This is a genomic window from Amphritea balenae, from assembly GCF_003858655.1.
Lineage (GTDB): Bacteria > Pseudomonadota > Gammaproteobacteria > Pseudomonadales > Balneatricaceae > Amphritea > Amphritea balenae.
Genome location: NZ_RQXV01000005.1, coordinates 243,608 through 269,859, shown reverse-complemented (window position 1 = coordinate 269,859; position 26,252 = coordinate 243,608). Strand labels below are relative to the sequence as shown.

General features: G+C 49.0%; 25 protein-coding genes. 12 read left to right on the top strand and 13 right to left on the bottom strand.

Features of this window, described 5'->3' with window-relative positions; translation table 11 throughout:
* Positions 1–2 precede the first annotated feature (2 nt).
* Entirely contained in the window at positions 3–1,622 is a 1,620-nt protein-coding gene (locus EHS89_RS10935; RefSeq protein ID WP_124926187.1) for a protein adenylyltransferase SelO, read from the bottom strand.
* 296 nt (positions 1,623–1,918) lie between these two features.
* Here EHS89_RS10935 and EHS89_RS10930 point away from each other — a divergent pair, with 296 nt between their 5' ends.
* Positions 1,919–2,677 (top strand): EAL domain-containing protein, encoded by a 759-nt coding sequence (locus EHS89_RS10930; protein ID WP_124926186.1) that lies wholly within the window; start codon positions 1,919–1,921, stop codon positions 2,675–2,677.
* A gap of 113 nt (positions 2,678–2,790) precedes the next feature.
* Here the strand turns inward: EHS89_RS10930 and EHS89_RS10925 are convergent, their stop codons facing one another.
* Entirely contained in the window at positions 2,791–3,429 is a 639-nt protein-coding gene (locus EHS89_RS10925) for a class I SAM-dependent methyltransferase (protein ID WP_124926185.1), read from the bottom strand.
* Between the two features lie 283 nt (positions 3,430–3,712).
* Here EHS89_RS10925 and EHS89_RS10920 point away from each other — a divergent pair, with 283 nt between their 5' ends.
* A complete protein-coding gene (locus EHS89_RS10920; RefSeq protein WP_124926184.1) occupies positions 3,713–4,045 on the top strand; it encodes a hypothetical protein in 333 nt (110 codons plus the stop codon).
* A 91-nt stretch (positions 4,046–4,136) separates the two neighbouring features.
* Here EHS89_RS10920 and EHS89_RS10915 read toward each other — a convergent pair whose 3' ends face one another.
* Together EHS89_RS10915 and EHS89_RS10910 are read right to left on the bottom strand one after the other, a co-directional pair.
* Complete coding sequence (locus EHS89_RS10915) at positions 4,137–5,267, bottom strand: aminotransferase class V-fold PLP-dependent enzyme (RefSeq protein WP_124926183.1); 1,131 nt, start codon at positions 5,265–5,267, stop codon at positions 4,137–4,139.
* Positions 5,268–5,329: 62 nt separating this feature from the next.
* Positions 5,330–6,025 (bottom strand): hypothetical protein, encoded by a 696-nt coding sequence (locus EHS89_RS10910; protein ID WP_124926182.1) that lies wholly within the window; start codon positions 6,023–6,025, stop codon positions 5,330–5,332.
* Positions 6,026–6,357: 332 nt separating this feature from the next.
* Here EHS89_RS10910 and EHS89_RS21115 point away from each other — a divergent pair, with 332 nt between their 5' ends.
* Positions 6,358–6,528: a hypothetical protein gene (locus EHS89_RS21115; RefSeq protein WP_170167481.1), complete on the top strand. Its 171-nt coding sequence runs from the start codon at positions 6,358–6,360 to the stop codon at positions 6,526–6,528.
* Between the two features lie 129 nt (positions 6,529–6,657).
* On the opposite strand, the gene EHS89_RS10905 is transcribed toward EHS89_RS21115, so the two are convergent.
* The 5 genes from EHS89_RS10905 to EHS89_RS10885 all read right to left on the bottom strand — a co-directional run bounded on the left by EHS89_RS10905 (position 6,658) and on the right by EHS89_RS10885 (position 11,641).
* Positions 6,658–7,662 (bottom strand): TRAP transporter substrate-binding protein, encoded by a 1,005-nt coding sequence (locus tag EHS89_RS10905; protein WP_124926181.1) that lies wholly within the window; start codon positions 7,660–7,662, stop codon positions 6,658–6,660.
* 379 nt (positions 7,663–8,041) lie between these two features.
* A complete protein-coding gene (locus EHS89_RS10900) occupies positions 8,042–8,539 on the bottom strand; it encodes a universal stress protein (RefSeq protein WP_124926180.1) in 498 nt (165 codons plus the stop codon).
* 100 nt (positions 8,540–8,639) lie between these two features.
* A complete protein-coding gene (locus EHS89_RS10895; RefSeq protein WP_124926179.1) occupies positions 8,640–9,983 on the bottom strand; it encodes a TRAP transporter large permease in 1,344 nt (447 codons plus the stop codon).
* Positions 9,984–9,996: 13 nt separating this feature from the next.
* The gene (locus EHS89_RS10890) at positions 9,997–10,554 is read right to left on the bottom strand and encodes a TRAP transporter small permease (RefSeq protein WP_124926178.1); all 558 of its coding nucleotides are present in this window, start codon (positions 10,552–10,554) and stop codon (positions 9,997–9,999) included.
* Positions 10,555–10,636: 82 nt separating this feature from the next.
* The gene (locus EHS89_RS10885) at positions 10,637–11,641 is read right to left on the bottom strand and encodes a TRAP transporter substrate-binding protein (protein ID WP_124926177.1); all 1,005 of its coding nucleotides are present in this window, start codon (positions 11,639–11,641) and stop codon (positions 10,637–10,639) included.
* A gap of 560 nt (positions 11,642–12,201) precedes the next feature.
* On the opposite strand from EHS89_RS10885, the gene EHS89_RS10880 reads away from it, so the two are divergent.
* The 9 genes from EHS89_RS10880 (at position 12,202) to EHS89_RS10840 (ending at position 22,259) form a co-directional block, all read left to right on the top strand.
* Positions 12,202–12,789: a helix-turn-helix domain-containing protein gene (locus EHS89_RS10880; RefSeq protein ID WP_124926176.1), complete on the top strand. Its 588-nt coding sequence runs from the start codon at positions 12,202–12,204 to the stop codon at positions 12,787–12,789.
* 296 nt (positions 12,790–13,085) lie between these two features.
* Positions 13,086–14,432, top strand: a complete 1,347-nt coding sequence (locus EHS89_RS10875; RefSeq protein ID WP_124926175.1) for an NAD(P)/FAD-dependent oxidoreductase — start codon at positions 13,086–13,088, stop codon at positions 14,430–14,432.
* An 18-nt stretch (positions 14,433–14,450) separates the two neighbouring features.
* Positions 14,451–14,816 (top strand): cupin domain-containing protein, encoded by a 366-nt coding sequence (locus EHS89_RS10870; RefSeq protein WP_124926174.1) that lies wholly within the window; start codon positions 14,451–14,453, stop codon positions 14,814–14,816.
* A gap of 373 nt (positions 14,817–15,189) precedes the next feature.
* A complete protein-coding gene (locus EHS89_RS10865; protein WP_124926173.1) occupies positions 15,190–15,942 on the top strand; it encodes an electron transfer flavoprotein subunit beta/FixA family protein in 753 nt (250 codons plus the stop codon).
* Entirely contained in the window at positions 15,939–16,889 is a 951-nt protein-coding gene (locus EHS89_RS10860; protein ID WP_124926172.1) for an electron transfer flavoprotein subunit alpha/FixB family protein, read from the top strand. The genes EHS89_RS10865 and EHS89_RS10860 overlap by 4 nt, the downstream gene beginning before the upstream one ends.
* A 66-nt stretch (positions 16,890–16,955) precedes the next feature.
* Positions 16,956–17,813 carry a formyltetrahydrofolate deformylase gene (gene purU / locus EHS89_RS10855; RefSeq protein ID WP_124926171.1) on the top strand — a complete coding sequence of 286 codons (858 nt, stop codon included), beginning with the start codon at positions 16,956–16,958 and terminating at the stop codon, positions 17,811–17,813.
* Between the two features lie 59 nt (positions 17,814–17,872).
* On the top strand, positions 17,873–20,323 hold the full coding sequence (locus tag EHS89_RS10850; RefSeq protein WP_124926170.1) for a GcvT family protein: 2,451 nt from the start codon (positions 17,873–17,875) through the stop codon (positions 20,321–20,323).
* A gap of 133 nt (positions 20,324–20,456) precedes the next feature.
* Positions 20,457–21,296 carry a tetrahydrofolate dehydrogenase/cyclohydrolase catalytic domain-containing protein gene (locus EHS89_RS10845; RefSeq protein ID WP_124926169.1) on the top strand — a complete coding sequence of 280 codons (840 nt, stop codon included), beginning with the start codon at positions 20,457–20,459 and terminating at the stop codon, positions 21,294–21,296.
* Between the two features lie 510 nt (positions 21,297–21,806).
* Positions 21,807–22,259, top strand: coding sequence for a DUF4426 domain-containing protein (locus tag EHS89_RS10840; RefSeq protein WP_124926168.1), 453 nt, complete (start codon positions 21,807–21,809; stop codon positions 22,257–22,259).
* A gap of 335 nt (positions 22,260–22,594) precedes the next feature.
* On the opposite strand, the gene EHS89_RS10835 is transcribed toward EHS89_RS10840, so the two are convergent.
* The 4 genes from EHS89_RS10835 to nrfD are packed head-to-tail and all read right to left on the bottom strand — an operon-like array spanning position 22,595 to position 26,233.
* Entirely contained in the window at positions 22,595–23,860 is a 1,266-nt protein-coding gene (locus tag EHS89_RS10835; protein WP_124926167.1) for a hypothetical protein, read from the bottom strand.
* A complete protein-coding gene (locus EHS89_RS10830) occupies positions 23,857–24,387 on the bottom strand; it encodes a c-type cytochrome (protein ID WP_124926166.1) in 531 nt (176 codons plus the stop codon). The genes EHS89_RS10835 and EHS89_RS10830 overlap by 4 nt, the downstream gene beginning before the upstream one ends.
* On the bottom strand, positions 24,377–24,907 hold the full coding sequence (locus tag EHS89_RS10825; RefSeq protein WP_124926165.1) for a DUF3341 domain-containing protein: 531 nt from the start codon (positions 24,905–24,907) through the stop codon (positions 24,377–24,379). The genes EHS89_RS10830 and EHS89_RS10825 overlap by 11 nt, the downstream gene beginning before the upstream one ends.
* Positions 24,908–26,233, bottom strand: coding sequence for an NrfD/PsrC family molybdoenzyme membrane anchor subunit (nrfD, locus tag EHS89_RS10820; RefSeq protein WP_124926164.1), 1,326 nt, complete (start codon positions 26,231–26,233; stop codon positions 24,908–24,910). It lies immediately after the preceding gene.
* Positions 26,234–26,252 lie beyond the last annotated feature (19 nt).

Below are 26,252 nucleotides of genomic sequence, written 5' to 3'. Positions count from 1 at the left end.
ACTCAGGAACTACAGGACAGCATAGAACAACCGGCTCGGGAGCGGGCCCATTCCGGGCGTTTCTCAGCGAACTGTTGTTTATCCGGTTGTTCATCGTAGGGATGGCGCAGCACCTCTAACAGCTCACTCACTAATGAGTGGTCACCCTGTTCGGACTTATCTATTGCCAGTTGTGCAAGGTAGTTGCGCAGCACATATTTTGGATTGACTTTATTCATCCTAGTGCGTCGTTCGCGGTCGGCGGTGCCATCCTGTTGAACTCGCTTCTGATAGCTATCCAGCCAGCTGTTGAGCCGGTTTTGATAATCCTCAGTTAGTTGCTCCGGTTGATAGTAGGCCGCCTGTAATGCTGCTGTACGATCCTCTGGGGGCTGGTTTTTATCCAGCTCAATGCTGGCCAGTTGGCGATAGAAGAGAGTCATATCCGTTTCGACCAGTTGCAGTATCGCTTCTAGCTCTGCACAGAGTTCATCGTCGGTATCTGGCTGGTACTGGTTCAGACCTAACTTATCGGCCATCATGCGCTGACTCAGCTGTTCATAGGTATGGCCGTAGTCACTTAAAGCCTGTTGCAGAGGTTCTGCCTCATCGACCAGCGAATAGATCGCATTGGCCAGTTGAAACAGGTTCCATTGGGCTACTTTGGCCTGATTGCCAAAGCGATAGCGACGTCCCTGGGCATCGGTGGTGTTTGGGGTCCAGTCGGGGTCAAAGTCTTCCAGCCAGCCGTAGGGGCCGTAGTCGATTGTCAGGCCCAGGATCGACATGTTGTCGGTATTCATTACGCCGTGGACAAAGCCGCCCCGGGTCCAGTGAACAACCATCTCGGCGGTGGTACGGCAGATCTCATTAAACCAGGCCAGATAGACCGCTTTATCCGGTTCGCCAGCATCCGGGAGAAGGTGGGGGAAGTCGGTTTTAATGGTGTAATCGGCCAGTTGTTTTAACAGCTCATTTTCACCCCGGGCGGCAAAAATCTGAAAGCTGCCAAAGCGGGTGAATGAGGGGGCCACGCGGCAGACAATCGCGCCGGGTTCAGGTTTGGCGTTGCCATCGTAGAACATGTCTCGCATCACCTGTTCACCGGACAGGATTAAACTCAGTGCGCGGGTTGTCGGTACACCTAGATGATACATCGCTTCACTGCAAAGAAACTCCCGCACTGAGGAGCGTAATACTGCCAGCCCGTCAGCCGAACGGGAGTAAGGCGTTTTACCCGCACCTTTCAGTTGCAGGGTAAAGCGCTGGCCTTCTTGATTAATCACTTCTCCCAGATTAATGGCCCGGCCATCACCCAGCTGCCCGGCCCAGTTACCAAACTGATGGCCACCGTAACACAGAGCATAGGGGTCCATATCGGGGAGTAACTGATTACCTGAAAAAACATCGGTGAAGCTATCGGTATGGCAAGCGGCTTCATCCAGGCCCAGTAGTTCTGCAACTTCCCTGGCACAAGCCACCAGTTCAGGTTTATTCAGGGACGCAGGCTGGACCCTGGAGTAACAGGCGCCGGTTACTTGTCGACAGTAGTTAGTGGTCTCTGAGTCAGCCGGCATCTCCCTGATAAAACGGTTATCGAATACCAGAGATTCCAGACTTCCTGGTGAGTTTTTGATAGTCATCTGGGGGCCTTATTCTGTTTGGGCTGTTTTAACGGGTAGTCATGATCAGCAGTTCAGTTTCCAAAAGGTGGATATTTACACGCGGCTGGTGATAAGAACTTAGGTGGCTGAGTCTGGTTATCAGTTTGTTTCTGACTATAAGTCTGACACAGAACGGTCAAATATTAACCCGGCACCTATTGTGGATTTTCGGTAAGACAGACAAAGCACAGCATAACTTAATTGTAATGAGAATTATTCGCATATAAAATCATCTTAGTGGCACGTTTCTTATGTTTAAACTGAGGCAATAGATTATGGGTAGTCTTTCTGTGGTTAATAATGAGGGTGAAATACTACAGGATGGAAGATCGTCAAATCTTCTGGCGGTGCTGGGTGTCGATCGGTGTGCTGTCGAATATCAACCGATTGTGGGTCTTCATGATCAACAGGTTTATGCATATGAAGCGCTGGCCCGGTTTTACCGCAAGAATAATGAGAGTGTGTCTCCGCTGTCTGTGTTTCAGGCGTTGCACAGTAATCCACAATTATTAGGCAGGTGTGAGCTGCAGTTAAAAAAGTATCAGATAAGGTTTGCTCCAAACAACGCTCGCCTGTTTATTAATCTGGATCCACATGCGATGACGGAAGAAGTGCATGAGCCAATGATGGCGTTGATAAAACAGCGGGAGAACCTGATTGTAGAGCTGATAGAAAATACTGATCTGTTGGATTCTAAGGCGAGTATGGCGTTATTGCTAATGCTAAGGGATCGGGGTATCCCCTGTGCCCTTGATGATATTGGTGCCAGTGAATCGATGCTGTCGATCGATCTGCTGGTTGCCGTGGGCTATCTCAAGTTTGATCGACGTTGGGTGTCTTTATTAAGGCAACAAAACTATCAGGTGCTGTTTCAAAACTTGCTGGGTTTTGCCAGAGCAACCGGGCGTATCAGCATTCTGGAGGGGATCGAAACGGAACAAGAACTCGACAGGGTGCAGCAGTTTCCACTGGATTATATACAGGGATTTTTATTTAAGGAGCGTTTCATTCAATCTGATATGTTTCCTCTCTAGCGTTATTGCTTAGCTATTTTTGATAGTTAAAAGGGTGCTAATACCAGCCTCGAAAGCCAGGGGATTGAAGTGGCTAACGGTAGCGAAACAGCGATTTTATTTAGCGCCGATTATTAGCGTTTATACTTCAGAATCATGCCTTTAAACTCTTCATTGCCCTCAGGTTTATGCTGATGGTGTATATAGCCTTTCTCGACCATAGCTTTACTGAACTGGGCATGATTTCCTCTGCCGGGATCAACCAGAATAATCTCACAGTGTGGATTTGTATGCCGGTCTATAAACTCTGAAAGCAAGGTTATATGTTCAGCTTCGTATAACAGATCAGCACCGATAATAAGGTCAAATGTTCCAAGCCCGTCATGTTCATCCTGCCAGGCTGTTCTTAAAAATGGGATAGTTTCGTCACTATTCAGGCGGGTATTTTCAGTCAGGAAAGTACTGGCTTCGGGATGATAGTCGGTTGCTGTTATATCTGCCTGTCTCGAGTTAAGCAGTAAGCTTGTCAGGCCAATTCCACAGCCCACTTCAAGTATGCGTTTGTCGTCGATGTTAAAGTGTTCCATTTCTTTGGCCAGTACTTTGCTCGACTCCCAGAGAACTCCGAATAAAGACCACTGTGCAGATGAAATGCCCAGCGCTTCAGCTTCGCCAAAAGGGTCGGAGAACTGTTGTTTGTCACGAAGACTACGGATGTGAATATCGACTTCTTCAAACTCAACGGTTTGATAACAGATACGTACAGCGTTCATATAAAACTCCTTACGTTATAAAAACGCAACAAGCCACAATCTGAAAAGATTCGCTACGCATGAGCCCCTACTATAGGCTGATCTGAAATCAAATAACAATGCGCCATAGGTATCGAATATGTTTTACGAAGGCTGGAATGGCTATTTTTGCGCCCTTTTTTTGTAATAAATCCATCTATAGTTAGTTTACTTCTGTCTAAAAAACGAACAGTTTTTCAGGTTTATTTCAGATCCATTTCCTATGTTTTCCGTATAACCGGTAAAAGTACCCGAGGAAATGGCAATGAAAAGGTTTTCATTATTAATTGCCGCAGTAGTGGGATTAGGTTGCGGTGTGATTGCTTCTGCTGACAATGCTCAGCAAGGTTGGCAGTTAGTTGAGACAACTTCTGTTTTGCGGTGGCGATATGAGCCGATGACGGCAGAGTCTGCTCTGGCAACAGTTACTTCGTCTGAAGATGCTCATCCTTATGCTATTAATGAGAGTCATCCACAGCATCCGGCTAATCAGGATCGGATATATCATCGGGCGATAGTGCTGACACTGCCTGAATCCGATACGGTTAAAATTGGCTATGAGGTGATCTGGAATCCCAATCCGGTACATCAGCTGTAGTCTTAGTTTGATTTATTCAGTTAATGGTTCAAGGTACCAAAAAACGCGCCAGAGGCGCGTTTTTCATATGTTGTGCGGGTGCGTGAGCAGATTAATCGAGTAACTTGGACAGTACCAGCTCAAGTTCGGCAACAGTTCGATCGATATTGTTCAGTTTTTCCAGGCCAAACAGGCCCAGACGGAAGGTCTGAAAATCATCCGGTTCATCACATTGTAAAGGCACACCAGCGGCTATCTGCATTCCTTCATTAAGAAACTTACGGCCATTTTGGAACTCTGCATCTCTGGTGTAGCTGACAACAACGCCGGGTGCTTCAAAACCTTCGGCGGCAACGCTGGTTATGCCCCGTTTGCTGAGGATCTCTCTGACCTTGCGACCCAGCTCCAGCTGCGCTGCTTTTACTTTATAGAAACCCTGTTGCTCCGTTTCCAGCATGACATTGCGAAACTTAGTCAGGCTATCGGTAGGCATGGTCGCGTGGTAAGCATGGCCGCCCTGTTCGTAGGCTTCCATAATATGCAGCCACTTTTTCAGGTCGCAGGCGAAGCTGTTACTTTCGGTGTCTTCGATGAGCTGACGAACATGCTGATTCATCATCACCAGACCGCAGCAGGGGGAGCCGCTCCAGCCTTTTTGCGGTGCGCTGATAAGAATGTCCACACCGCAGTCCTGCATATCTATCCACAAGGTGCCGGACGCGATGCAGTCCAGCACAAAGATGCCACCGACTTCGTGCACGGCGGCGGCTACCTGACGAATATAGTCCTCAGGTAGAATCATACCCGATGCGGTTTCAACGTGGGGGGCGAAGACGATGTCGGGACGGGTTGCTTTTATCGCACTGACGACTTCGTTTACCGGTACCGGAGCAAAAGGTGATTCCGGCTCCTGTGATGTACGGCGAGCCTTTAGTACCAGTTCTTCAGATGGCAGATCTGCCATGTTGAGTATCTGGCTCCAGCGATAGCTGAACCAGCCATTCCGCAACACCATACATTTTGCATTTTGGGCAAACTGTCGGGCAACCGCTTCCATTGCAAAGGTACCACTTCCCGGAACCACCGCTACTGCATCGGCCTGATAGACATGTTTCAGGGTGGCTGATATATCATTCATCACTGTCTGGAATGACTGCGACATGTGATTTAGCGACCGGTCGGTATACACCACTGAATATTCAAGCAGTCCATCGGGATCAATATCAGGTAATAATCCGGCCATAGTAGTCTCCGTAAGCGAATTTTATATTGTTATTATTTAAGGGGTAGAGAAGTAGTGTGTGCTTACTTCTTTAATTGTTCTATGAAACAGTACCGCTGCCACCAGTCACTGCCACGCAACACCTGATTAACATTGTTTCGGTCGCGCTCACTGCCGTAAGTGGCCTTCAATGTAGAGTCATGGATATGGGGTAGCATCCGACAAAATAGCTGTCGGCATTGTTGGTGGTAGCCGGCATAATCCTCTGCAGGTTGTTCGCAATGCAGACGCTTAGAAACCTTGTGCTGTAGATCGGCTGTTATCGGAAATACGGGCAGTTGCGGACAGAGAAAAAATATAAGCCAGGCTGCACTTTGTTCATGGTAGCCACTGCCGAAGATCTCAGCGGCGGCCTGCTCGATCAGGTCGATGGTCAGCAGATGCTTTTCATCATGGCTCAGCTGCTCAAATTCGAGCCAGCGGGGTTCTAGTTCGGCACGAACAAAAGCATCCAGGTTTGATGCCATCTTCGTAAAATCATATCCGTTGGCATTCAGCTCAGCGGCCTGCCAAAGAATACTCAGGTAGGTTTTATCAACCAGAGTTCTGCCGGCATTGAGCCAGCCAAACTGTGCGGCTCTTTCCAGGTTGCCGTAGAAAATAGTCAGCAGGCCGTTAGTGCTGCTGCGGGCGTCATGGCCACCGCCGACTAATGAGCTGGGCAGGTTCCATTGTTGATGTGTTTTTTGAGCGATAGCGCTACAGATATCAGTTTTCATTATCTGGTCACTTATATATAGATTGTAACCCACTATAAAAAGACAGAGCGAAAGGCCCAAGCGCCAGCTAGTGACTGTGGTTAGTGCCAAGAAAAGATCCATTCCCCTTCTTTTATTGAGGGATAAATAAAATAATTGTTTGTTTTTTGTTCAAATAAAGGTCATTTGAATCAGTATCTTAGGCTTATTATTCTATTTGGTTATAATAATCTAATTTAATATTCATTTACACGCTATGTGGTTTATTTATACTGGCACCATCAAGTTAAATGAACTGGCCCAATAAGATCGATATCTGATCCGGGTCATCAGACACTAAATGAGGTGTGATTATGTTGGCTCAAGCTGCTGTGCAACCTTCGGTAACTGTTAAAGAATCTACTCAGGCGAATACTATTCGCGTGACTATTAAACAGGTAGAGCCGATGATGCGTGAAGTAGCTAAACCGGAAGAAAAAACGGTTGAGCAACCTCATTATGATTTTGTCGGTATTGCCGGCTAAATCGTTACCCCGATTTAAAGTCTTCTTCCCCTCCAGCAAGAAGTAAAAAAAAAGCCCCGACTCATTGAGTCGGGGCTTTTTTTATTGGTAACCGGTGCAAGCACCAGCGTTAAGTTATTGAGATCGGTATCAGATCTTGTCGCGACCCAGAGAAGTCAGCAGTGCGTTAACCTTATCTTTTCCGCCAACAGACTCGTAGAACTTAGGCCATACAGCATCTTGTGCTTTTTTAGCCCATTCAGCTTCGTCCTGCAGCGTATCGATCTGCATGCCGTACTTGCTAACCAGCTCTTCTTTGATGATTGTTTCTTTCTCTTTCAACCAGCTCAGGCTGTAATCGGTTGCAGACTCACCTGCAGCCAGAATAGCTTTCTGTGTGGCTTCATTCTGATCCTGGAATACAGACTCAGATACAATCAGAGGCTCAAGCAGGAACAGGTAGTGCAGGTCGGAGATGTACTTCTGAACTTCACCGAACTTCATTGCGTAGATAGTAGTGTATGGAGTGTCTTGCCCGTCGACTACACCCTGTTGCAGAGCGGTAAAGGTTTCAGACCAGGCCATAGGCGTTGGATTATTACCCCATGACTTGTAGGTGTCGATCATGATTTCGTTCTTAGGTACACGAACGACTACACCGTCAAGATCCGCCAGTTTCTGGATTGGACGCTTGGAGTTACTCAGTACGCGGAAGCCGGAGTAAGTCCAGCCGATGATGCGAACACCTGAGTCACGGATAGTGTTTTCAACCAGTTCTGCTGCAATAGGACCTTCAACTGTTTGAACTGCCTGCTCCAGGTTTTCGAAGATGTATGGCAGAGACAGAATACCCAGTGTAGGGGAGAACGGTGCCAGGTTGTTACTAGCCAGGATTGAGAAGTCCAGAGTGCCGATGGCAGCATCGTTTACAGTGTCTTGCTCAGAACCCAGCTGACCGTTAAGGAACAGCTTGGCAGAATGTTTGTTGCCGGTGTTTGCTTCCAGCTGTTCGATAAACTTAAGACCCAGTGCTTCCTGAGCACTGCCGCCGCCATCGCCCACAGCGATATTCCAGTTTGCTGCCAGAGTACTGGCAGAGAACATCAGGCCAGCGGTCAGGGATAGTACTGTTGTGATCTTATTTTTATGGTTCATTAGTAACTCCTGAGTTTTAATCGGTAAGTATTCAGCCGTAGCGGAATACCAAGCGTATTTATATTTGTTGTTAGGTACCTTCGTTACGCTTCATTACATAGTGCCCGTCGTAGAAATCATTATTAGGGCCAGTAAAACGATAGGTCTTGGGCCAGATATTCATGCTTAGGTATGGTGCCAATTTATTGATTTTATTGAGGTTTTTGTTTGGATGTGTATGACGTATTTTGTTGCGATATGGCTTTATGCTGCAGAAATCGCCTGTGAATAGACTGTTTCTGCAGGGTAATATCGCGTGATGGGGTTGGAGGTTTTTATGGCCGAAAAAAAACGCACCAATGGTGCGTTTTTGTAGTTAATAATCTGGTTTAAAGTGAAGCTAGCCCTCTTTTGTCGCGATAGGGATGATCATCATTGGTACCTGAGACCGGTTCAGAACATTCTTGGCGACGCTACCCAGGAAGGTATGCATAATGCCTTTTTCGTGGGTACCCATCACAATCAGGTCCACATCCAGCTCTTTTGAATACTTCAGGATGGTCTCTGCCGGGAAGGCTTCAACGACATTGATGGATTTTATCTGCTGGCGTACAGCTGCCTCGTCAGGATGCAGGCTATCCCAGAAATTATCCTGCCGCTGATGCAGCTTTGATTCTGCGTTATGTACCCGTTCCTGCAACAGATCATGGCGACTCTTGCGATCCATCACATAAGTTTGCAGGGTTATCTTTGCTTCATTAGAGAGTTTTTCAACGACGTGCAGAATATGGATTTCAGCGCCGGTTTTTTTGGCAATGTATGTTGCATGCTCGAAAGCAGCGGTAGAGCTTTTGGAAAGATCGGTGCTGTAAAGAATTTTTCGGACTTCAGGTAGCATAATCAAATTCCTGTAATCAGATAGTCAGGGCCGGTTTGAAACCGGCCCTGCATTTAGTTTGATAGAACGCTTCGATAGCTGGCTCGCTTGTTAAGCTACGCTAGTAACCAAACTGGCGCGGCAGGAACAGAGCAATTTCCGGGAAGAAGGCGATAATAAACACTGCGGCTGCGGAAACAAATGCAAATGGCAGTGCTTTAACGGTGACTTCTTCCAACGATATGTTCGATATACCGGAGGCGACGAACAGGTTTTCTCCCAATGGCGGGGTGGCAAAACCAATCGACAGACTACAGACCATCACGATACCGAAATGCACCGGATCAATACCCAGGTTATAGGTGACCGGAAGCAGTACCGGCGTCAGGATCATAATTGCTGCCAGCGTCTCCATGAACATGCCAACGAAGAGCAGGAAGATAATGATCAGGAACCAGATCAGGTAGATGTTATCGGTCAGGCTCAGCATTGATTCTGCCACGATAGCCGGAATCTGATTTTCGACCAGTAGACGTCCGAATACTGTCGCAGTAAACAGGATCAGCAATACCCGACCGGATAGCCATGTAGTGGTTTCCAGCGAGCGGAACAGATCTTTCCAGCTTAGCTCTCTGTGGATAAAGACACCGACAAACAAGGTGTAGAATATCGCGACGATAGCGGACTCTGTTGGCGTAAAGAAGCCCGAGTAGATGCCGCCCAGAATAACCAGTGGCGCCATGACGGACCAGAAGCCGGTGCGGAAAGATTCAGCGATGTGCTTGATATCCCAGCCTTCAGCAGTGCCGGCATAACCCAGACGCTTACAGCGGATATAGTTCAGTGTCATCAGGCTGATTGAGATAACCAGACCCGGTAGTACGCCGGCGATAAACATCTTAGTGATGGATACGCTCTGGAACTCGCCATGCTCAGCAATCGCTTCTGGCGGTACACTCAGACCAATTGCAGAGATACCAAATATAACCATCGGGATCGACGGTGGAATAACGATACCTAAGCCACCGGATGATGCGGTAATTGCGGACGCATAGCCCTTATCGTAGCCTCGTTTAACCATCGCCGGGATCATCAACATGCCCACTGCTGCAGTAGTTGCCGGGCCTGAGCCGGAGATCGCACCGAAGAACATACAGGCCAGTACGGTTGCTGCAGAGATACCACCGGTTACCGGGCCGGCGAAACTTTCCGCCAGGGTTACCAGTCGTTTGGATATCCCTGCCGCCTCCATCAGTGCCCCGGCCAGAATAAAGGCTGGCAGCGCCATCAGTGGAAATGAACCCACCGAGGTAAAGGCGATCTGAACGAATTTAATCGGGTTCTGATCGAGATAAAGGAATGATGACAGCGCCGCAACACCAAGCGCTACGGTAACGGGCGCGCCCATTACCAACAGGACCAGGAAGGACCCGAATAATATTAATACTATGGATGATTCAGCCATGACCTGCTCCTGATTATGCGGCGTTCTTCTTATCGTTCTCGTCGATATCGTGTTCCATCAACTCATCCATTTCCTGGGAGTCTGGGTCGCGGATATCGATGCCTTTAATCAGCTTGTAGTAGTTAACCTGAAGAATTCGTATCGTCATCAGGGTGAATGCAATCGGCAGAATGAGGTAGATATACTTCATCGGGATACCGAGGGTCTGGGACTTCCAGAACAGATTCATCTTGTTGAAAACGAAATCGTAAGACAGATAAACAAAATATGAGTTAAACGCTACCCAAATCATATCGGAGAGAAACTCCAGAATGGGTGGCAACCAGGATGGCATCAGCTTGTACTGAAAGGTTACCCGGTTATGTGCAGCCAACTTGGCAGCATAACTTGCGCCGAAGAATACAAACCATACAAACATGTACACTGACAGTTCTTCACTCCAGGAAAAGGAGTAGCCAAACAGCTGACGGGATACTATCTGAGCAAACAGCAGGGTGACGAACAGCGCCAACAATGTGCGACAGATGTAGCTCTCGATATTATCGATAAAATGGATAAACTTACTGCCCATGATTCGGTCTCCGGTGTGTGCCCATACACCTGTTTAAGGGTGTATGGGCAGGTTTCTTGATAAAGTCAGGTAGTGTTAAACCTTAAACTTCATCACGACCGAGGGAGCGCAGCAGTTCGTTGACTTTGCCTTTGCCGCCAACAGACTCGTAGAACTTAGGCCATACAGCTTCCTGCGCTTTTTTAGCCCACTCAGCTTCGTCCTGCAGTGTATCGATCTGCATACCGTACTTGTTGACCAGTTCTTCTTTGATCACAGCTTCCTGATCTTTCAGCCATTGCAGGCTGTAAGCAGTCGCTTCATTGCCTGCTTCCAGAATCGCTTTCTGGGTTGCTTCATTCTGATCCTGGTATACAGATTCAGACACAATCAGAGGCTCAAGCAGGAACAGGTAATGCAGGTCGGAGATGTACTTCTGTACTTCACCGAACTTCATCGCGTAGATAGTGGTGTATGGCGTATCCTGACCGTCTACAACACCCTGCTGAAGAGCGGTGAAGGTTTCAGACCAGGCCATAGGCGTTGGGTTGTTACCCCAGGACTTATAGGTGTCGATCATGATTTCGTTCTTAGGAACACGCACCACGATACCGTCCAGGTCTGCCAGTTTCTGGATTGGACGCTTAGAGTTACTCAGTACACGGAAACCGGAGTAAGTCCAGCCGATAATGCGCACGCCGGAATCACGGATGGTGTTCTCAACCAGTTCAGCTGCGATAGGGCCTTCAACAGTTTGAACTGCCTGATCCAGGTTTTCAAAGATATATGGGAGAGAGAGAATACCCAGCGTAGGGGAGAACGGTGCCAGGTTGTTACTAGCCAGGATGGAAAAGTCCAGTGTGCCGATAGCTGCGTCGTTAACAGTGTCCTGCTCAGAACCTAGCTGACCATTAAGGAACAGTTTGGCAGAGTGCTTGCCATCGGTTTTCGCTTCCAGCTGCTCAATAAACTTAAGCCCCAGCGCTTCCTGTGCACTACCACCACCATCGCCTACGGCGATATTCCAGTTAGCGGCCATACTGCTGGCGGAAAAAACTAAGCCAGCGGTCAGGGAAAGTACTTTATAGATCTTATTCTTATGTTTCATAAGTAACTCCTGAGTTTTTTGATCCACCCAACCTGCAGGGTGGGAGAGTCATGCTGATCAGAGCGCATCTGATCTGCTCCGGGCCGGAATTCTGTTGTCAATTAACTGACTTGTTCCGTTATTCCAGAGCTATCATCACTCACGTTATTCTGTGTAATCTGTTTCAAATCACCTTTGTGATAGGGGCAGAGTTTTAGCGTGATAATAGCTATACATACTCTGCCCAAGGGCTGTTTATTTTTAGGACCAGCTTTTCCGGTCCATTGGAGCCAGCCGGAATCCTATGTATAACGGGGCTTTAAACGAATTCGGAATATTCAAACTATAGTTGAGTTTCAATGTTTTAGTGGTGATCTGATTATCCTTTAGAGCGATGTATGTCTGCTGAACCTAAGCATTTAAACGGTTGAAATGGTGATAACCCATTAGGCCGGGACGGATAAAAAACGTCACGAATAATACCGATGAAATAATATAAGTATATGAAATTTCATATGTTAACTTCATAATTATGATGTTTAGTGTTATCAATATGTGCTATTGAAAGCTGTGGAGTGCTTATGGGCCAGCAAAAAAAAGATTCTATGGAGCAGGAAAATCTGCGCATAGGGCGTCAGATCAGAGATCTGCGTAAGTCTAAAGGGGTGACTCTGACCGTTATGGCAGAGAAAATTGGACGTTCAGTTGGTTATGTCAGCCAGGTTGAACGAGGTGTATCCTCTCTGCCAATTCCTGTTTTGCAGGCGATAAGTGAAGTGCTTGGGGTTCAGATAAGCTGGTTTTTTCATGCTGATAGTGATGTCCCTTCCGATGAGCTTAATCATATTGTCCGTAGCCATGTACGGCGCAGTCTGAATTTTTCCGGCACAGGTATTCGTGAAGAACTTTTATCCCCCCGACTCAGCGGCCATTTACAAATGATTCTGACTACTTTTGCTCCCGGAGCCGGGAGTCAGGAATCCCGGGTAAGGAAAGGTGAAGAAGCGGGGCTGGTTCAGTCTGGTACGTTGGAACTGGGTATCGGCGATAAGCGTTTTCTTTTGCAGGCGGGTGACAGCTTTAGTCTTGCTGGCAACGAACCCCACTGGACGCGTAACCCGACCGATAGTGATACGGTGGTGGTGTGGACTATTGCCGGTGGTTATTAAAGTAATCGTATAGCATCCGATCAGGCCTCTTAATCAGTGGGCTTTGATAACGAAGAGTAGCTAATAGCCAGATTATAAAAACGCGCATTAAGCGCGTTTTTTTATGACTGAATAAATGAAATAAATTAATATTTTAATATATAAATGAAAAAATATAATAAAATTTCATTGTGGTTTGTAGGAAGATCTACTATCTTTGCCTGCATCAGGTTCAGTTCAGCCCTTCGCTGTGTGAGCAAAATAATAAAAACAGACCCTATAACCGGCCTGCGCCGGCATTTCATAAGGAGGATGTGATGTACGATCCTTTAGTTTCAAGCGGTCCGGGTACCGGCGCGGCTTACCCCGATTCTTACTGGTCAGATACAGCGGGGCCACCGCCGGTTGATGATGGCCCGGTGTGTGCGGATCAGGAAGTTGAAGTAGCAATTATCGGTGCCGGGTATACCGGGTTGTCCGCTGCCTATCACCTGGCCGCTGAACAGGGAATTGAAGCCATCGTGCTGGAAGCCAATGCTACCGGCTGGGGCTGTAGTGGCCGAAATGGCGGCTTTGCCCTGAAGGCGGGCGGTCGGTTGTCCTACCAAAAAATGATTAAACGCTACGGTGAGCCAACTGCCCGGGGCATGTTTAATGAGATATATGATGGACTCGCCCGGGTTCGTGGATTGATTCAGGACCACAATATCGATTGTGATCAACAGGATGATGGCCATCTCTGGGTCGCTCACCGACCGCGAATGATGCAAGTGATTGAATCTGAGGCGCGCTTCCTCAAGCAGAACTTTGACTATGAGGTGGATATTCTCAGTGCTGATGAGTTACGCCAACAACACTTCAATAGTGATGAAGCCCATGGTGCGATGCGTTTTCGTCATGGCTTTGGTGTGCACCCGTTAAAGCTGGCTTATGGCTATCATCGTATGGCCCGGGCTGCCGGTGTGAAAATTCATACATCAAGTCCGGTTCAGCAATGGCTGCGTGAGGGTGACCGGCATCTTCTGTTGACGCCAGGTGGCGTAGTGAAGGCTAAGAAAGTAATAGTAGCGACGAATGGTTATACCGCGCCGGGCTTACATCCTAAGTTGAAAAGTCGGACTTTTCCGGTTCTATCAAATGTCATTGTTACTCGGCCGCTGAATGCTAAAGAGTTACAAGCGACAAACTTTGTCAGCTCCGATGTGATTACTGATACCCGAACCCTGCGTTTTTATTACCGTAAGTTGCCGGGTAACCGGATCCTTATCGGTGGCCGTAGTGCCATTACCGGCGCCGATGCCTGTAACCCTGTACATAATGAAAACCTGTTGCGCGCCTTGCGAAGCAAGTTTAGTGCGCTTGGTAATCTCAGTTTCGATTATCAGTGGGGCGGTTGGGTGTGTGTCACTTTTGATGATATTCCCCATATTAGTCAGGCGGAAGATGATGGCTCAGTTCTATATGCCCTGGGGTATGGCGGTAGCGGTGTTTCTTTTGCTGTACAGGCGGGGATGCGTTTGGCGGAAAAGGTGGCAGGTATTACCGCAGGCCATGATCTGCCGGTACTGTCTACTCAGTTGCCTAAATTCCCTTTTGCTCCCTTTCGACGTATCGGGCAGCGCGCGTTGTATCACTACTATTTTGCCCGCGATGAGAAACGCTAATCTTCAGGAGGACATTCAATGAAAGCTGTATATATCGATCAGGTGGTTAGCTTTGATGAGCAACCGATACCAATGGAAAAGTTTGTAACGCCTCCCGAGCGGTTACTAAAAGGTGATCCTGAACAGGCGATTGCTACTTACGTGGAAGGGGAGCAGGGACGTCTGATTGCCGGAATGTGGCAAAGTGAACCGGGTAAGTGGAAAGCTGTATCCGAAAGACGAGAGTTCTGTTACATCATCAGTGGTGACCTGATTATCAGTGACGCTAAAGGGGGGCAGAAGCGTTACAAAACGGGTGATTCTTTTATGTTGCCCTACGGTTTTGATGGTTATTGGGAGGTGATTGAAACCTGCCAAAAATATTACGTCATCCTGCAAGACTAGCGCTTGTATTAGTAAGCTTCGAGTAACGACGTCCCGGGGTAAGTAGCCCGGGACAAAAAGCTTCTGAATGAAGTCAGGTCGGTGTTGCTGCACATTTAAATAGGCAGTCATGTTTTCCGGTCAGACATAACTTAGTCAACCGCAGTGTCTGTCCTGCCGTGGATTCTATCGGGTAGTGCTAAGGATCGTATTAAGGATAGTACTGACGACGGCGTCATCATTCCTTTATCTGAAAACAACTCTATTAAATTTAAATCGTTGACAATAATTGCGAAGTGGTTTAATCATATAAATGAAAATGTCTTAAAGAATTTCATTAAAAGTGAAAAAATAGAATGTAAGTCTGCTTATTTCCAATATTAATGGGTTATTTATGAAAATACTGGTTGCGGTAAAACGAGTGGTTGATGCCAATGTGCAGGTGCGTGTTAAAGCAGATCACTCTGGAATAGAGCTGGCTAACGTAAAGATGGCGATTAATCCGTTCTGTGAAATTGCAATAGAGGAAGCAATTCGCCTGAAAGAAGCGGGTAGTGCATCTGAAGTAATCGTTGTCAGTGCCGGTGATAGTGCCTGCCAGGAACAACTGCGTACGGCGCTGGCGTTAGGTGCTGATCGGGCTATTCAGATCGTAACTGACGAAGATCTCCAGCCATTGGCGGTAGCAAAACTACTGAACGCGGTTGCGGCTAAGGAGGCGGTCGGATTAGTAATTATGGGTAAACAGTCTATCGATGGCGACAATAACCAGACTGGTCAGATGTTGGCAGCGCTGGCGGGAATGCCACAAGGTACTTTTGCCTCTGAGGTTCAGATCGAAGCAGATGAAATTCTGGTGACCCGTGAAGTTGATGGTGGCCTGCAAAAAGTGGCTCTTAAATTACCGGCGGTTATTACTACCGATCTGCGTCTGAATGAGCCCCGTTATGCTTCTCTGCCGAATATTATGAAGGCTAAACGTAAACCGCTGGATAAAGTCACCCCGGAAGAGCTGGGTGTGGATGTTGCTCCGCGTTTAAGTACCCTGGAAGTTAATAGTCCGCCAGCCCGCGCTGCTGGTCAGATGGTTGCAAGTGTGACCGAGCTGGTAGAAAAACTGAAAACTGAAGCGGGAGTACTGTCATGACTATTCTGGTAATCGCTGAACATGATAATCAGCAACTTAAAGCCGCGACCCATCATGCGGTATCAGCCGCTCTGCAGCTAGCAGAGAAAACCGGAACCGCCGTTAATATTCTGGTGGCCGGTCAGGCCTGTAGTGACGTTGCTGAACAGGCATCAACTATAGCGGGTATCGCACAGGTTCTGGTGGCAGATTGCGAGGCCCTGGCTTATCAGTTGCCTGAAAATCTGGTACCGATGCTTGCCGCTTTGGTGAAGGAAGAGTCCGTTACTCACCTTCTGGCGCCTGCCACGACTCAGGGTAAAAACTTGTTGCCTGGTGTTGCCGCCCTACTGGATGTCGCGCAAATTTCAGAGATAACGACAATTGTTGATAGTCATACGTTCATCCGACCGGTGTATGCGGGTAATGCACTTGCGACGGTGCAGAGTTGTGATTCTGTTCAGGTGATAACAGTACGGGGTACTGCGTTTGAGGCCGCTGCAACGGAGGGGGGGGATGCCACGATTACAGCACTGGCGCCGATCACTGATTCAGGTCTGTCCCGCTTTATTAGTGAAGAGGTCAGCCAGTCTGATCGTCCTGAACTGACCGCTGCCCGGACTATTATTTCCGGCGGACGGGGGATGCAGAATGGAGATAACTTTAGCTTGCTGGAAAAGGTCGCTGACAAAATTGGCGCTGCGGTTGGTGCTTCCCGTGCTGCGGTTGATGCCGGCTTTGTAGCTAATGATATGCAGGTAGGACAGACAGGTAAGATTGTCGCGCCGGACCTCTATATCGCTGTTGGCATCTCCGGTGCGATCCAGCACCTGGCTGGTATGAAAGATTCCAAGGTGATTGTTGCCATCAATAAAGATGAAGAAGCGCCAATTTTCGGTGTTGCTGATTATGGCCTGTATGCAGACCTGTTTGATGCTGTCCCTGAACTGGATGCTCAGCTGAGCTAAGGACATAAAACTATCCGGGCTGCCTGCAGAATACTTCGAGTAGCCTACAACCGGAGACCGACTCTGATGACTAACCGAACTTACCGTATTGTGCTGGACTGTCCTGACCAAGTGGGCATTGTTACCCGGGTGGGTGAAATTATCGCCTCGAATGGCGGCTGGATCAGTGAAGCTTCGCATCACTCTGATGTGGAGAGTAAATGGTTCTTTTCACGTCTGGAAGTTCAGGCTGACTCGTTACTTATCGGACCTGCAGAGCTTGAGCAAAAGTTTGCGCAGCTGAAGCAGGAACTGAATCTGAATCTTCGAATCGAGGATACCGATCAGCCCAAGCGCGTTGTACTGATGGCCAGTAAAGGTAGTCATTGTATGTCTGATCTGCTGGATCGCTGGAAGAGCGGTGACCTGCATTGTGAAATTCCCTGCGTTATCTCTAACCATGAAGATATGCGTGGGCTGGTGGAGTGGTACGGTATTCCCTTTCATCATGTCGTCATCGATAAAGATGACAAGACCCCGGGCTTTGCCAAAGTAGAAGAACTGGTAGACGAGTATCAGGCTGACTGTGTAGTGCTGGCCCGTTATATGCAAATTCTGCCACAGGCCCTGTGTGAAAAACTGCGTCATAAAGTGATCAACATTCACCACAGTTTCCTACCATCTTTCATCGGTGCCCGACCTTACCATCAGGCGTCCCGTCGTGGTGTAAAACTGATCGGTGCGACCTGTCACTATGTGACTGAACAGCTGGATGAAGGGCCTATCATTGATCAGGATGTTGTCCGGGTCAGCCACAGTGACAAAGTAGAAGACCTGGTGCGCCTGGGTAAAGACGTCGAGAAAACAGTGCTTGCCCGTGGTCTTCGGGCTCACCTGGAAGACCGGGTTCTGGTACATGGTAATCAGACGGTTGTTTTTAATTAAATGTCACAGGCTATAAGCATAAAAACACATGCCCGTTTGCGGGGGTGAGGAGAATAATAATGACTAAAACACTACCTGCTTCGGCACAGGTTGTTATCGTTGGTGGCGGCGTAATTGGTTGCAGTGTTGCATATCACCTTACAAAACTCGGTTTTACCGATGTCGTGTTGTTGGAACGCCGTCAACTAACCTGCGGTACTACCTGGCATGCGGCGGGTTTGGTGCCGACGCTGCGCGCTACTTACAATATGTCGATGCTGGCCAATTACAGTGCCACCTTGTACGACCAGCTAGAGGCTGAAACCGGGCAGGCGACAGGTTTTGTCCGAAACGGCTCGTTGACTATCGCGACCAACAAGGAACGTCTGTCTGAAATTAAGCGCGGAGCTTCCATGGCGAAGGTTGCCGGCTTCCCCTGCAACGTGATTGAACCTGATCAGGCAAAAGAGTTATGGCCGCTGCTCAATATCGATGATATCTGCGGCGCAATTCATCTGCCGATGGACGGTATGGCCAGTCCGGTTGATGTCACCCAGGCCCTGGCAAAAGGTGCCCGGATGGGCGGTGCAAAAATCATTGAAGGCGTGAAAGTGCTTGATATGAAAATTCGTGACGGTAAAGCGGCGGGCGTGATTACTGAACAGGGAGATATCGATGCTGAATACGTTGTGAACTGTTCCGGCATGTGGGCCCGTGAATTTGGTAAGAAAGCCGGCGTAAACGTGCCTTTGCATGGTGCCGAACACTTCTATGTAGTAACTGAAAACATGCCGGACCTGCAGTCAGGGCTGCCGACGTTGCGGGATATGGACGGTTACTGCTACTACAAAGAAGATGCCGGAAAGTTACTGGTAGGTATGTTTGAACCGGGTGCTAAGCCATGGGGCATGGACGGTATACCGGAGGACTTCTTCTTCGATCAGCTACCGGATGATTTTGATCACCTTGAGCCATATCTGGAAGCGGCGATGCACCGGGTGCCAAAACTGATGGAAACCGGTTTGCAGGTATTCTTCAATGGCCCTGAATCCTTTACCCCGGATGATCGCTATCATCTGGGCGAAGCCCCTGAACTACGTAACTATTTTGTTGCGGCGGGTTTTAACTCGGTAGGTATTCAGTCCGCCGGTGGTGCTGGAAAAATGCTGGCGGAGTGGATTAAGAAAGGTCATGCACCGCAAGATCTTTGGGATGTGGATATTCGTCGGAATATGCCATTTCAGGGTACCCAGGCTTATCTGCAGGAACGTACCACTGAAACTCTGGGTCTGCTGTATGAAACGCACTACCCGTTCAAGCAGTTTAAAACTTCCCGTGGCGTACGCCGCTCAGTACTGCATGATCAACTGAAAGCTCAGGGGGCGGTATTTGGCACTGAAAGTGGCTGGGAGCGGGCGAATTGGTTTGCCAAAGAAGGACAAGCACCTGAGTACGAATATTCATTTGGGCGCCAGAACTGGTTCGATAACAACAAAGAGGAACACGACGCCGTTCGTAACTCTGTCGGCGTGATCGATCAGAGCTCTTTCTCTAAGTATCAGGTTGAAGGGCCGGATGCCGAGCGTTACCTGAACCGTATCTGTTCTAATAATGTTGCAGTGCCTGTGGGTAAGATGGTGTATACCCAGTGGCTTAACGAACGGGGTGGTATAGAGGCGGATGTTACTGTCACCCGTCTGGCTCAGGATCGCTATCTAGTGGTATCTGGTGTGGCATGTCAGAACCGTGATATGGACTGGTTACGTCGCAACAAGCCAGATGATGCGATGGTGTTCTTCACCGATATGACCTCGGCTTATGCCGTTATTACGGTGATGGGACCTAACTCACGTGCCACGCTGAGCAAGCTGACCCGCGATGATCTGTCTAATGAAGCGTTCCCGTTTGCCAGCTCCCGTGAGATAGAGATGCACTATGCGATTGTGCGTGCATCCCGTATTACTTATGTGGGTGAACTGGGCTGGGAGCTGTATATCCCGACCGAATACGCGGCAAGTGTCTATGACGCAATCACCGAAGCCGGTGCAGAGTTTGGTATCCGTCCATACGGCTATCACACGATGAACTCTCTGCGAATGGAGAAGTGCTACCGTCACTGGGGGCACGATATTACTGATGCGGATAGCGCACTGGAAGCCGGGCTTGGTTTTGCGTCTGACTTTAATAAAGAGGGTGGCTTTATCGGTAAAGAGGCTTTATTGGCTCAGAAAGAGGCCGGGCCGTTGCAGAAACGCTTTGTCGCTTTCCTGTTCGAAGATGCTGAACCGCTGTGCTATCACGAAGAACCGATCTGGGCCGATGGCAAAATTGTCGGGCGTACCACTGCCGGTATGTTTGCTCATACGATGGGGGCAACCATTGCGATGGGATACGTTGAGCATAGTGCGGGTGTTACTAAAGAGTGGCTGGATAACACCTCATTTGAGATCGAAGTGGAGTGCGAGCGTTATAAAGTAACCCCGTCACTGCGTTCTTTCTACGATCCGGCAATGGAGAAAATTAAGTGCTGAGAAAGGTACTGATATCAGCATGTATACAGGTCCCAGATAAACGCTTATCAGCTATAAAAAGTTCTGCATCAGCCGGCCCCCCCACGCAATGGGTATCCGGCTGGATATTTTAAACAATACCGAGGTTCAATCGATGTCTGCACTGATTCTGGATGGTAAGGCTTTGGCGCTAAGCCGTGAGCGACAATTGCATATGGCAGTGGATAAGTTGCTAGCCGGCGGTGGTATTAAGCCTGTCTTAGCAACAATACTGGTAGGAACTGATCCGGCATCAGCGACCTATGTGCAGATGAAGGTGAATGATTGTGGCCGTGTGGGTATGGGCTCCTTACGAGTTGATATGCCTCAGTCTACAACCACAGCAGAACTTCTGGATGTTATCGATAACCTAAATAATGATCCGCAGGTGTGCGGTATTTTGTTGCAGCATCCGGTACCGGAACAGATAAATGAACGGGCCTGTTTTGATGCCATTGCGATTAAAAAAGATGTCGATGGAGTAACGACTCAGGGCTTTGGTTTGATGGCGATGGGGGAGCAGGCATTTGGTTCGGCGACACCGGCAGGCATCATGACTCTGTTGAAACACTACGATATTGAACTATCAGGCAAACACGCGGTTGTTGTTGGTCGCAGCCCAATCCTGGGTAAGCCAATGGCGGCGATGCTGCTCAATGCCAATGCAACAGTGACTATCTGTCATTCCCGTACCGTTGATCTGGCTGAGCAGATTAGTCGGGCTGATATAGTGGTCGGTGCCGTAGGCCAGCCAGAGTTGATTAAAGCGGACTGGATCAAAGATGATGCTGTGGTCGTCGATGCGGGTTATCATCCGGGCGGAATCGGTGATATTGAAAAGACCGGGCTGGAAGATCGTGTTGCTGCTCTGACACCGGTGCCCGGAGGCGTGGGTCCGATGACGATAAATGCGCTAATCAGTCAGACGCTCGAAGCAGCAGAAAGGGAGGCATAGTCAGTAGCGACCCTGACAAAGGTTAAATTGAAAGAGTCATGGGTTTTAAGTCTACGTTTTATTTCTGAAAGCGGACGCTGAACATTGGTTGCATGAGGACTGCAAACGCCACGAAGCGGTCTCTCATGTGAATATAGTCGCGGTAGTTTGGATTGCTCCTTGAAAGGCTGCTTTGGCCGAAAGCGGACATTATCAGTAAACTCAAGCTTAAGTGTATTCAGATAATGAGAACGGGTCCTTCCAAAAGCATTAAGACGTAGGTAATCCACCCCCGGATTTTTTTTTAGTCATAAACTTTCCTAGGGACTTGCTTGCTGAGTAGGGTTAGAAGAGGGGGAGATGGGCGTAGATGACCCCCCATTAATAAACCGCTGACGATACTTGGATGATGATTTCGAGGGACATGCTAGTCCCTGGGTCTGGTTTTGTAAGGACCTTGTTGGGCGTTGAAAGCCAATTATCTAAAGACTATGCTTAGAGTGCTACCACCGAAAAGGAAAGGAGAAGCTCATGCGCCGGGGTCATATCTTTCTGAAATACCTGCTTATTCTGTTGACCGTTGTGCCATTTGTGGTTCAGGCCGAAAGAAAGCAGGATTTTGGTGATTATGTGGTGCACTACAACGTCTTCCAGACCGATATGCTGGATCCAAAAGTAACTGAGACCTATAGCATCAAGCGCAGTCGCCATCGGGCACTCATGAATATCGTTGTACAGAAAAAAATCATGGGGACCTCTGTGCAACCTCTCCGGGCGGTGGTGACCAGTGAAGTACGAAATCTGATCGGACAAGTGCGTAAAATTAAAATGCGGGAAGTGCAGGAATCCAACGCCATCTATTATCTGGGCGAACTGAGTGTACAAAATCAGGAGATGCTTGATTTCTCAGTGCAAGTTAGCCCTGAGGGCTCCGATCAGAAACTGTCGGTCAAGTTTCGGCAGACGTTTTATACCGACAAATAGTTCCACTTGGGGGATTGTTCGGTACTCCTTTCTTGTCCAAAACAAAAGTAATGCCCGCTTCTCGCGAGGTGTTCAGTTGGCCTTAACCAGCTTTTTTCCAGGTTGATAACTTCGTCGGTTTCGTAACTCAGCTGTCGGTTAAAGGTAAACCCTCTTCATTGCCTGTCCACGTCTGGCGATGGATGTTGGGATGGTTCGATTCCAAGAGTTCTTCTTCGGTGATGCCTATACGAAATTGGAGATTTTGCTTGTGACTTCCTGCCTTTATTTCACTTATCCGCGATAGGTCCTCACTTCGGCTCGGCAGGTACACTCAATTGAATGTGGTGTAGGTCTTAGCGAATTTTGTCCTGTTCCCTTTGTGCAACTATGGGAAAGGCTCTGAAAATAAACAGCAGAGCACATAGAAATCCTGATAGCAAACCCACTGTCAATGCGAACTCCTCCAAAGAGGTGAAAGGCCAGTGCCGCGTTGATAACACAGGCATCACCAGTAAATATTTGTTGAGCCAGATACCTGCATTGATGATTAGCGCGATGCTGACCATAGCGCGTAAAGAGGTTTTAAACCTGGCGAAGATAAGCGTCCCGAAGGGAATGAAGAAGGCGCATGACATCATGATCCAGAACAAAAGCGAATAATGCCCATACATTTGCTGCCAAAGGGGCTGGGTTTCATGAGGTAGGTCACCGAACCAGATTACGAAAAACTGGGACCAGAAGATATAGAGCCACAACAGGGTGAATCCGGTCAGCATGATACCCATGCTTTTCAGAGAGGGAACTATCGCCGACCTATCGATAACGAAGCCTCCCTGAATCTTCAAGGAGAGCAGCGCAGCCAGGATAACGAGCAGAGCCATGCCAGCATAAAGGTTTTCAACCCAGTAAAAAATCGGCAAGGCGGTGCTGTGCCAGTGAGGTACGATCATCATGCCGAAGTCCCAGGCGATCAAGGTATTGGCAACCACAAAAGCAATCAGAACAACGGGCGAGAGGCCATAAAGATAACGCTGCAGACGCATGGGATCCCTGCCGATATGAAAGGACCGAAGCTTTTGACAAAGCCAGTTGTTCCCGTATGGATCTATCTCAGTGGCTTGATTGTGAAGATCGGGCAGCCGTGCCAGAAGGAAATAGAGCGTGCTGACACCATAGAAGACCAGGAGTGCGCCTAGATTGCGTGATAGCAGCAAGGGCGCACTGAGCCAGGGATGATGGGGGGCTGAAGATGACAGCCAGTAAAAAAGGTCTTCCCTACCAAATCCGTAGATCGCCAGGAAGCCAGCAATGGCAAACGGCAGGAAGGCGAGGGTCGTAGCTTCGGCAAGTCGATAGAACACCTTGCTCCATTCCGCTTTGGCAAGGCGCATGATAGCCGCGAACGCAACGCCGGCCTGCGTCACCCCCATAAGGAAGAGCAGGTTAATGGTAAATATTCCCCAGCCTGCTCCATCCGAACCCTTGCCAGGGGCAAAAACGAACGCTGCCAAACCGATCAGGAAAAGACCAGCCAACACGGCCGCTACTCTAAGATGAAGTGCGCCAAGGTGGTGTACGCCGCCAGTCGATCTGTACTCGGTGTCCTCTGTACCGTTCATGGTTGGATAAGTGCCCCCTTGAGATAGTTGACCAGGTGCCAGCGCTCCTCCACGCTCATGGCATCCCGATAGTAAGGCATCACCACACTACCGTGGGTGATGGTGTAAAACAGTTGTCCATCCGGCTGGCTCTGTACATAAGTCAGGGTCAGGTCCATGGGCGGCGGAACAAACTTTTTCCCGACCGGCCCGTCACCGCGCCCTCCCTGTCCATGGCATACCTGGCAATAGGTTTGGTAAAAGAACTTGCCTTCCGCCAGGGAGCCTGAGGTCACAGCGACCGGATTAACCAGCGCTGATGCCGCGATCCTTGCAGCGACCAGTTCCCCTATCGTCTGCGGCACCGGCAAGGACGCTTCTCCCGCCACGGGAACTGAAGAGAGGGGGACACTCACGTCGGTTTCCTGGGGCTTTATCGAGGGCTGATTAAACATATCCTTATCCCAGGGCAATCCCCACCCCGTATCCGGAATGCCGAATACGGTCAGCATGATCAAGAGCCACTTCAGGCCGAGGTTATTGCTCATGTGATTTTTTTCCTAAGTACTCCAACTGCCTGATCTCTTCGGCACCGGCCGCCAAAATAATCGTGCGAGCCCGTTCGGCGTCCTGTTCCGAACTACAGGTGACCAGAATGCCGAACCGGTCTATATGGGTTTCAGGGGTATAGTGCCTCTCTCTCAAGGCCGGCAGCCTGGCACTGACCAGGAAACCGAACAGGGTGGCCAGCACAGCGAAAAGAATACCGACCTCATAACTGATCACCAGATATGGAGGAATGGGGATAATCGGCCTGCCCCCGGTGGGCAACAAATAGAGAGTCGCAGTGCCCGCGGCAAGCAGAAAACCAGCCAGTAAGCCGGTAAGCATGCCGAAAAAGGTGAACCGTTTGATAGCCGAGGTTTTCCTGCCGAGTACCTGCTCGACACCGTGAAGAGGGGTCGGGGACATCAGGCTGATCTCCTGGAAACCGGTGTCCCTAAGCCCCCCGGCCGCCTTCAGCGCCTGGTCTGCATGGGAAAAAAGACCCAATAGCTCCGCTGCCATCTAACGTCTCCTGTCCGGTGTATCCAGAGTTTCCTTGACTTCATACATGGAAACGCTGGGCACGATTTTGACAAACACCAGGAAAAAACAAATGAACAGTGCCACAGAACCGATAAAAATCGAAATCTCTACCAGAGTCGGCGTGTAGATGCCCCAGTAGTCTGGCAGGTACTTGCGTGACAGAGAGGTCGTCAGAATCAGCAACCGCTCAATATACATACCGATATTGATGAGCACGGATATGATCAGCATCGTTATCAGGGAGGTTCTGACCTTCTTCACTATCAACGCCAGGGGGATGATGGCGCAGAACAGAACCATGCCCCAGAACAGCGGTGCGTAATAGCCGAAGAGTTTATAGTTAAGCGTCTCTATCTGAGCCGAACTGCCACTGTACCAGCCGGTAAAAATCTCCAGCATGTTGATATAGGCCCAGAGCAGCGAAAGCAGCAGCAGTAGTTTGCCCAGATTATTGAAGTGCGTTGTGGTGATATAGCTTTCCAGGGAGAAGTATTTGCGCAGCAGGAACATCATAGTGACGATCCCGGCGGTTCCGGAGTAGATGGCACCAACCACGAAATAGGGGGCAAAGACCGTGTGGTGGAGTCCTGGCACGATTGACATGGCAAAATCCCAGGAGACCACGCTATGTACGGAGACTGCCAACGGAATGATCAAAACGGCGAGAAAAGTGTAGGCGACGCCCAAACGATGCCACTCCATATCGGTCCCCCGCCAACCCAGAGATAGGAGCGTATACAGATTCTTTCGCCAGCCGCAGACCCGGTCCCTGACCGCGGCAAAATCAGGTATCGCCCCGACATACAGGAAAACCGAGCTGCCGGTCAGATAGGCGGTGATGGCCATCACATCGAACAGCAGAGGCGAACGAAAGTTTGGCCAGAGCTCCATCTGGTTGGGATAGGGAAGCGCCCAGTGGAGAAACCAGGATCGTCCCAGGTGCACAAAAAGACAGAGCGATGCGATGATCAGAGCAAACAGCGTCATCGCTTCGGCACTCCGGTAGATCGCCTTGCGCCATGGGCTCTGGGTGATATGCAGCACCGCCGACAGCAGGGTGCCGGAATGACTCAAGCCGATCCAGAAGACAAAGTTGGCCAGATAGGAACCCCAGACGTTTGGCTGGTTCATACCGGCAAGCCCGACGCCGGTCCTTAACTGATAGTACCAGGGTAAAAAAAACAAGACGATACTCACCAACAGGGCTGTTCCCAGGGCTAAATAGTATCTCGGTCCCGTTTCCACCAAAGTCCTGACGATGTCGTCATTGACTTGGGCATAGGTTGGTTTCTTTAATTGACGCATCTCCCCGCACTTTTTTTAA

Coding starts and splice junctions, on each gene's coding strand:
- EHS89_RS10935 (WP_124926187.1), bottom strand. CDS start 1,622: ATGACTATCAAAAACTCACCAGGAAGTCTGGAATCTCTGGTATTCGAT.
- EHS89_RS10930 (WP_124926186.1), top strand. CDS start 1,919: ATGGGTAGTCTTTCTGTGGTTAATAATGAGGGTGAAATACTACAGGAT.
- EHS89_RS10925 (WP_124926185.1), bottom strand. CDS start 3,429: ATGAACGCTGTACGTATCTGTTATCAAACCGTTGAGTTTGAAGAAGTC.
- EHS89_RS10920 (WP_124926184.1), top strand. CDS start 3,713: ATGAAAAGGTTTTCATTATTAATTGCCGCAGTAGTGGGATTAGGTTGC.
- EHS89_RS10915 (WP_124926183.1), bottom strand. CDS start 5,267: ATGGCCGGATTATTACCTGATATTGATCCCGATGGACTGCTTGAATAT.
- EHS89_RS10910 (WP_124926182.1), bottom strand. CDS start 6,025: ATGAAAACTGATATCTGTAGCGCTATCGCTCAAAAAACACATCAACAA.
- EHS89_RS21115 (WP_170167481.1), top strand. CDS start 6,358: ATGTTGGCTCAAGCTGCTGTGCAACCTTCGGTAACTGTTAAAGAATCT.
- EHS89_RS10905 (WP_124926181.1), bottom strand. CDS start 7,662: ATGAACCATAAAAATAAGATCACAACAGTACTATCCCTGACCGCTGGC.
- EHS89_RS10900 (WP_124926180.1), bottom strand. CDS start 8,539: ATGCTACCTGAAGTCCGAAAAATTCTTTACAGCACCGATCTTTCCAAA.
- EHS89_RS10895 (WP_124926179.1), bottom strand. CDS start 9,983: ATGGCTGAATCATCCATAGTATTAATATTATTCGGGTCCTTCCTGGTC.
- EHS89_RS10890 (WP_124926178.1), bottom strand. CDS start 10,554: ATGGGCAGTAAGTTTATCCATTTTATCGATAATATCGAGAGCTACATC.
- EHS89_RS10885 (WP_124926177.1), bottom strand. CDS start 11,641: ATGAAACATAAGAATAAGATCTATAAAGTACTTTCCCTGACCGCTGGC.
- EHS89_RS10880 (WP_124926176.1), top strand. CDS start 12,202: ATGGGCCAGCAAAAAAAAGATTCTATGGAGCAGGAAAATCTGCGCATA.
- EHS89_RS10875 (WP_124926175.1), top strand. CDS start 13,086: ATGTACGATCCTTTAGTTTCAAGCGGTCCGGGTACCGGCGCGGCTTAC.
- EHS89_RS10870 (WP_124926174.1), top strand. CDS start 14,451: ATGAAAGCTGTATATATCGATCAGGTGGTTAGCTTTGATGAGCAACCG.
- EHS89_RS10865 (WP_124926173.1), top strand. CDS start 15,190: ATGAAAATACTGGTTGCGGTAAAACGAGTGGTTGATGCCAATGTGCAG.
- EHS89_RS10860 (WP_124926172.1), top strand. CDS start 15,939: ATGACTATTCTGGTAATCGCTGAACATGATAATCAGCAACTTAAAGCC.
- purU (WP_124926171.1), top strand. CDS start 16,956: ATGACTAACCGAACTTACCGTATTGTGCTGGACTGTCCTGACCAAGTG.
- EHS89_RS10850 (WP_124926170.1), top strand. CDS start 17,873: ATGACTAAAACACTACCTGCTTCGGCACAGGTTGTTATCGTTGGTGGC.
- EHS89_RS10845 (WP_124926169.1), top strand. CDS start 20,457: ATGTCTGCACTGATTCTGGATGGTAAGGCTTTGGCGCTAAGCCGTGAG.
- EHS89_RS10840 (WP_124926168.1), top strand. CDS start 21,807: ATGCGCCGGGGTCATATCTTTCTGAAATACCTGCTTATTCTGTTGACC.
- EHS89_RS10835 (WP_124926167.1), bottom strand. CDS start 23,860: ATGAACGGTACAGAGGACACCGAGTACAGATCGACTGGCGGCGTACAC.
- EHS89_RS10830 (WP_124926166.1), bottom strand. CDS start 24,387: ATGAGCAATAACCTCGGCCTGAAGTGGCTCTTGATCATGCTGACCGTA.
- EHS89_RS10825 (WP_124926165.1), bottom strand. CDS start 24,907: ATGGCAGCGGAGCTATTGGGTCTTTTTTCCCATGCAGACCAGGCGCTG.
- nrfD (WP_124926164.1), bottom strand. CDS start 26,233: ATGCGTCAATTAAAGAAACCAACCTATGCCCAAGTCAATGACGACATC.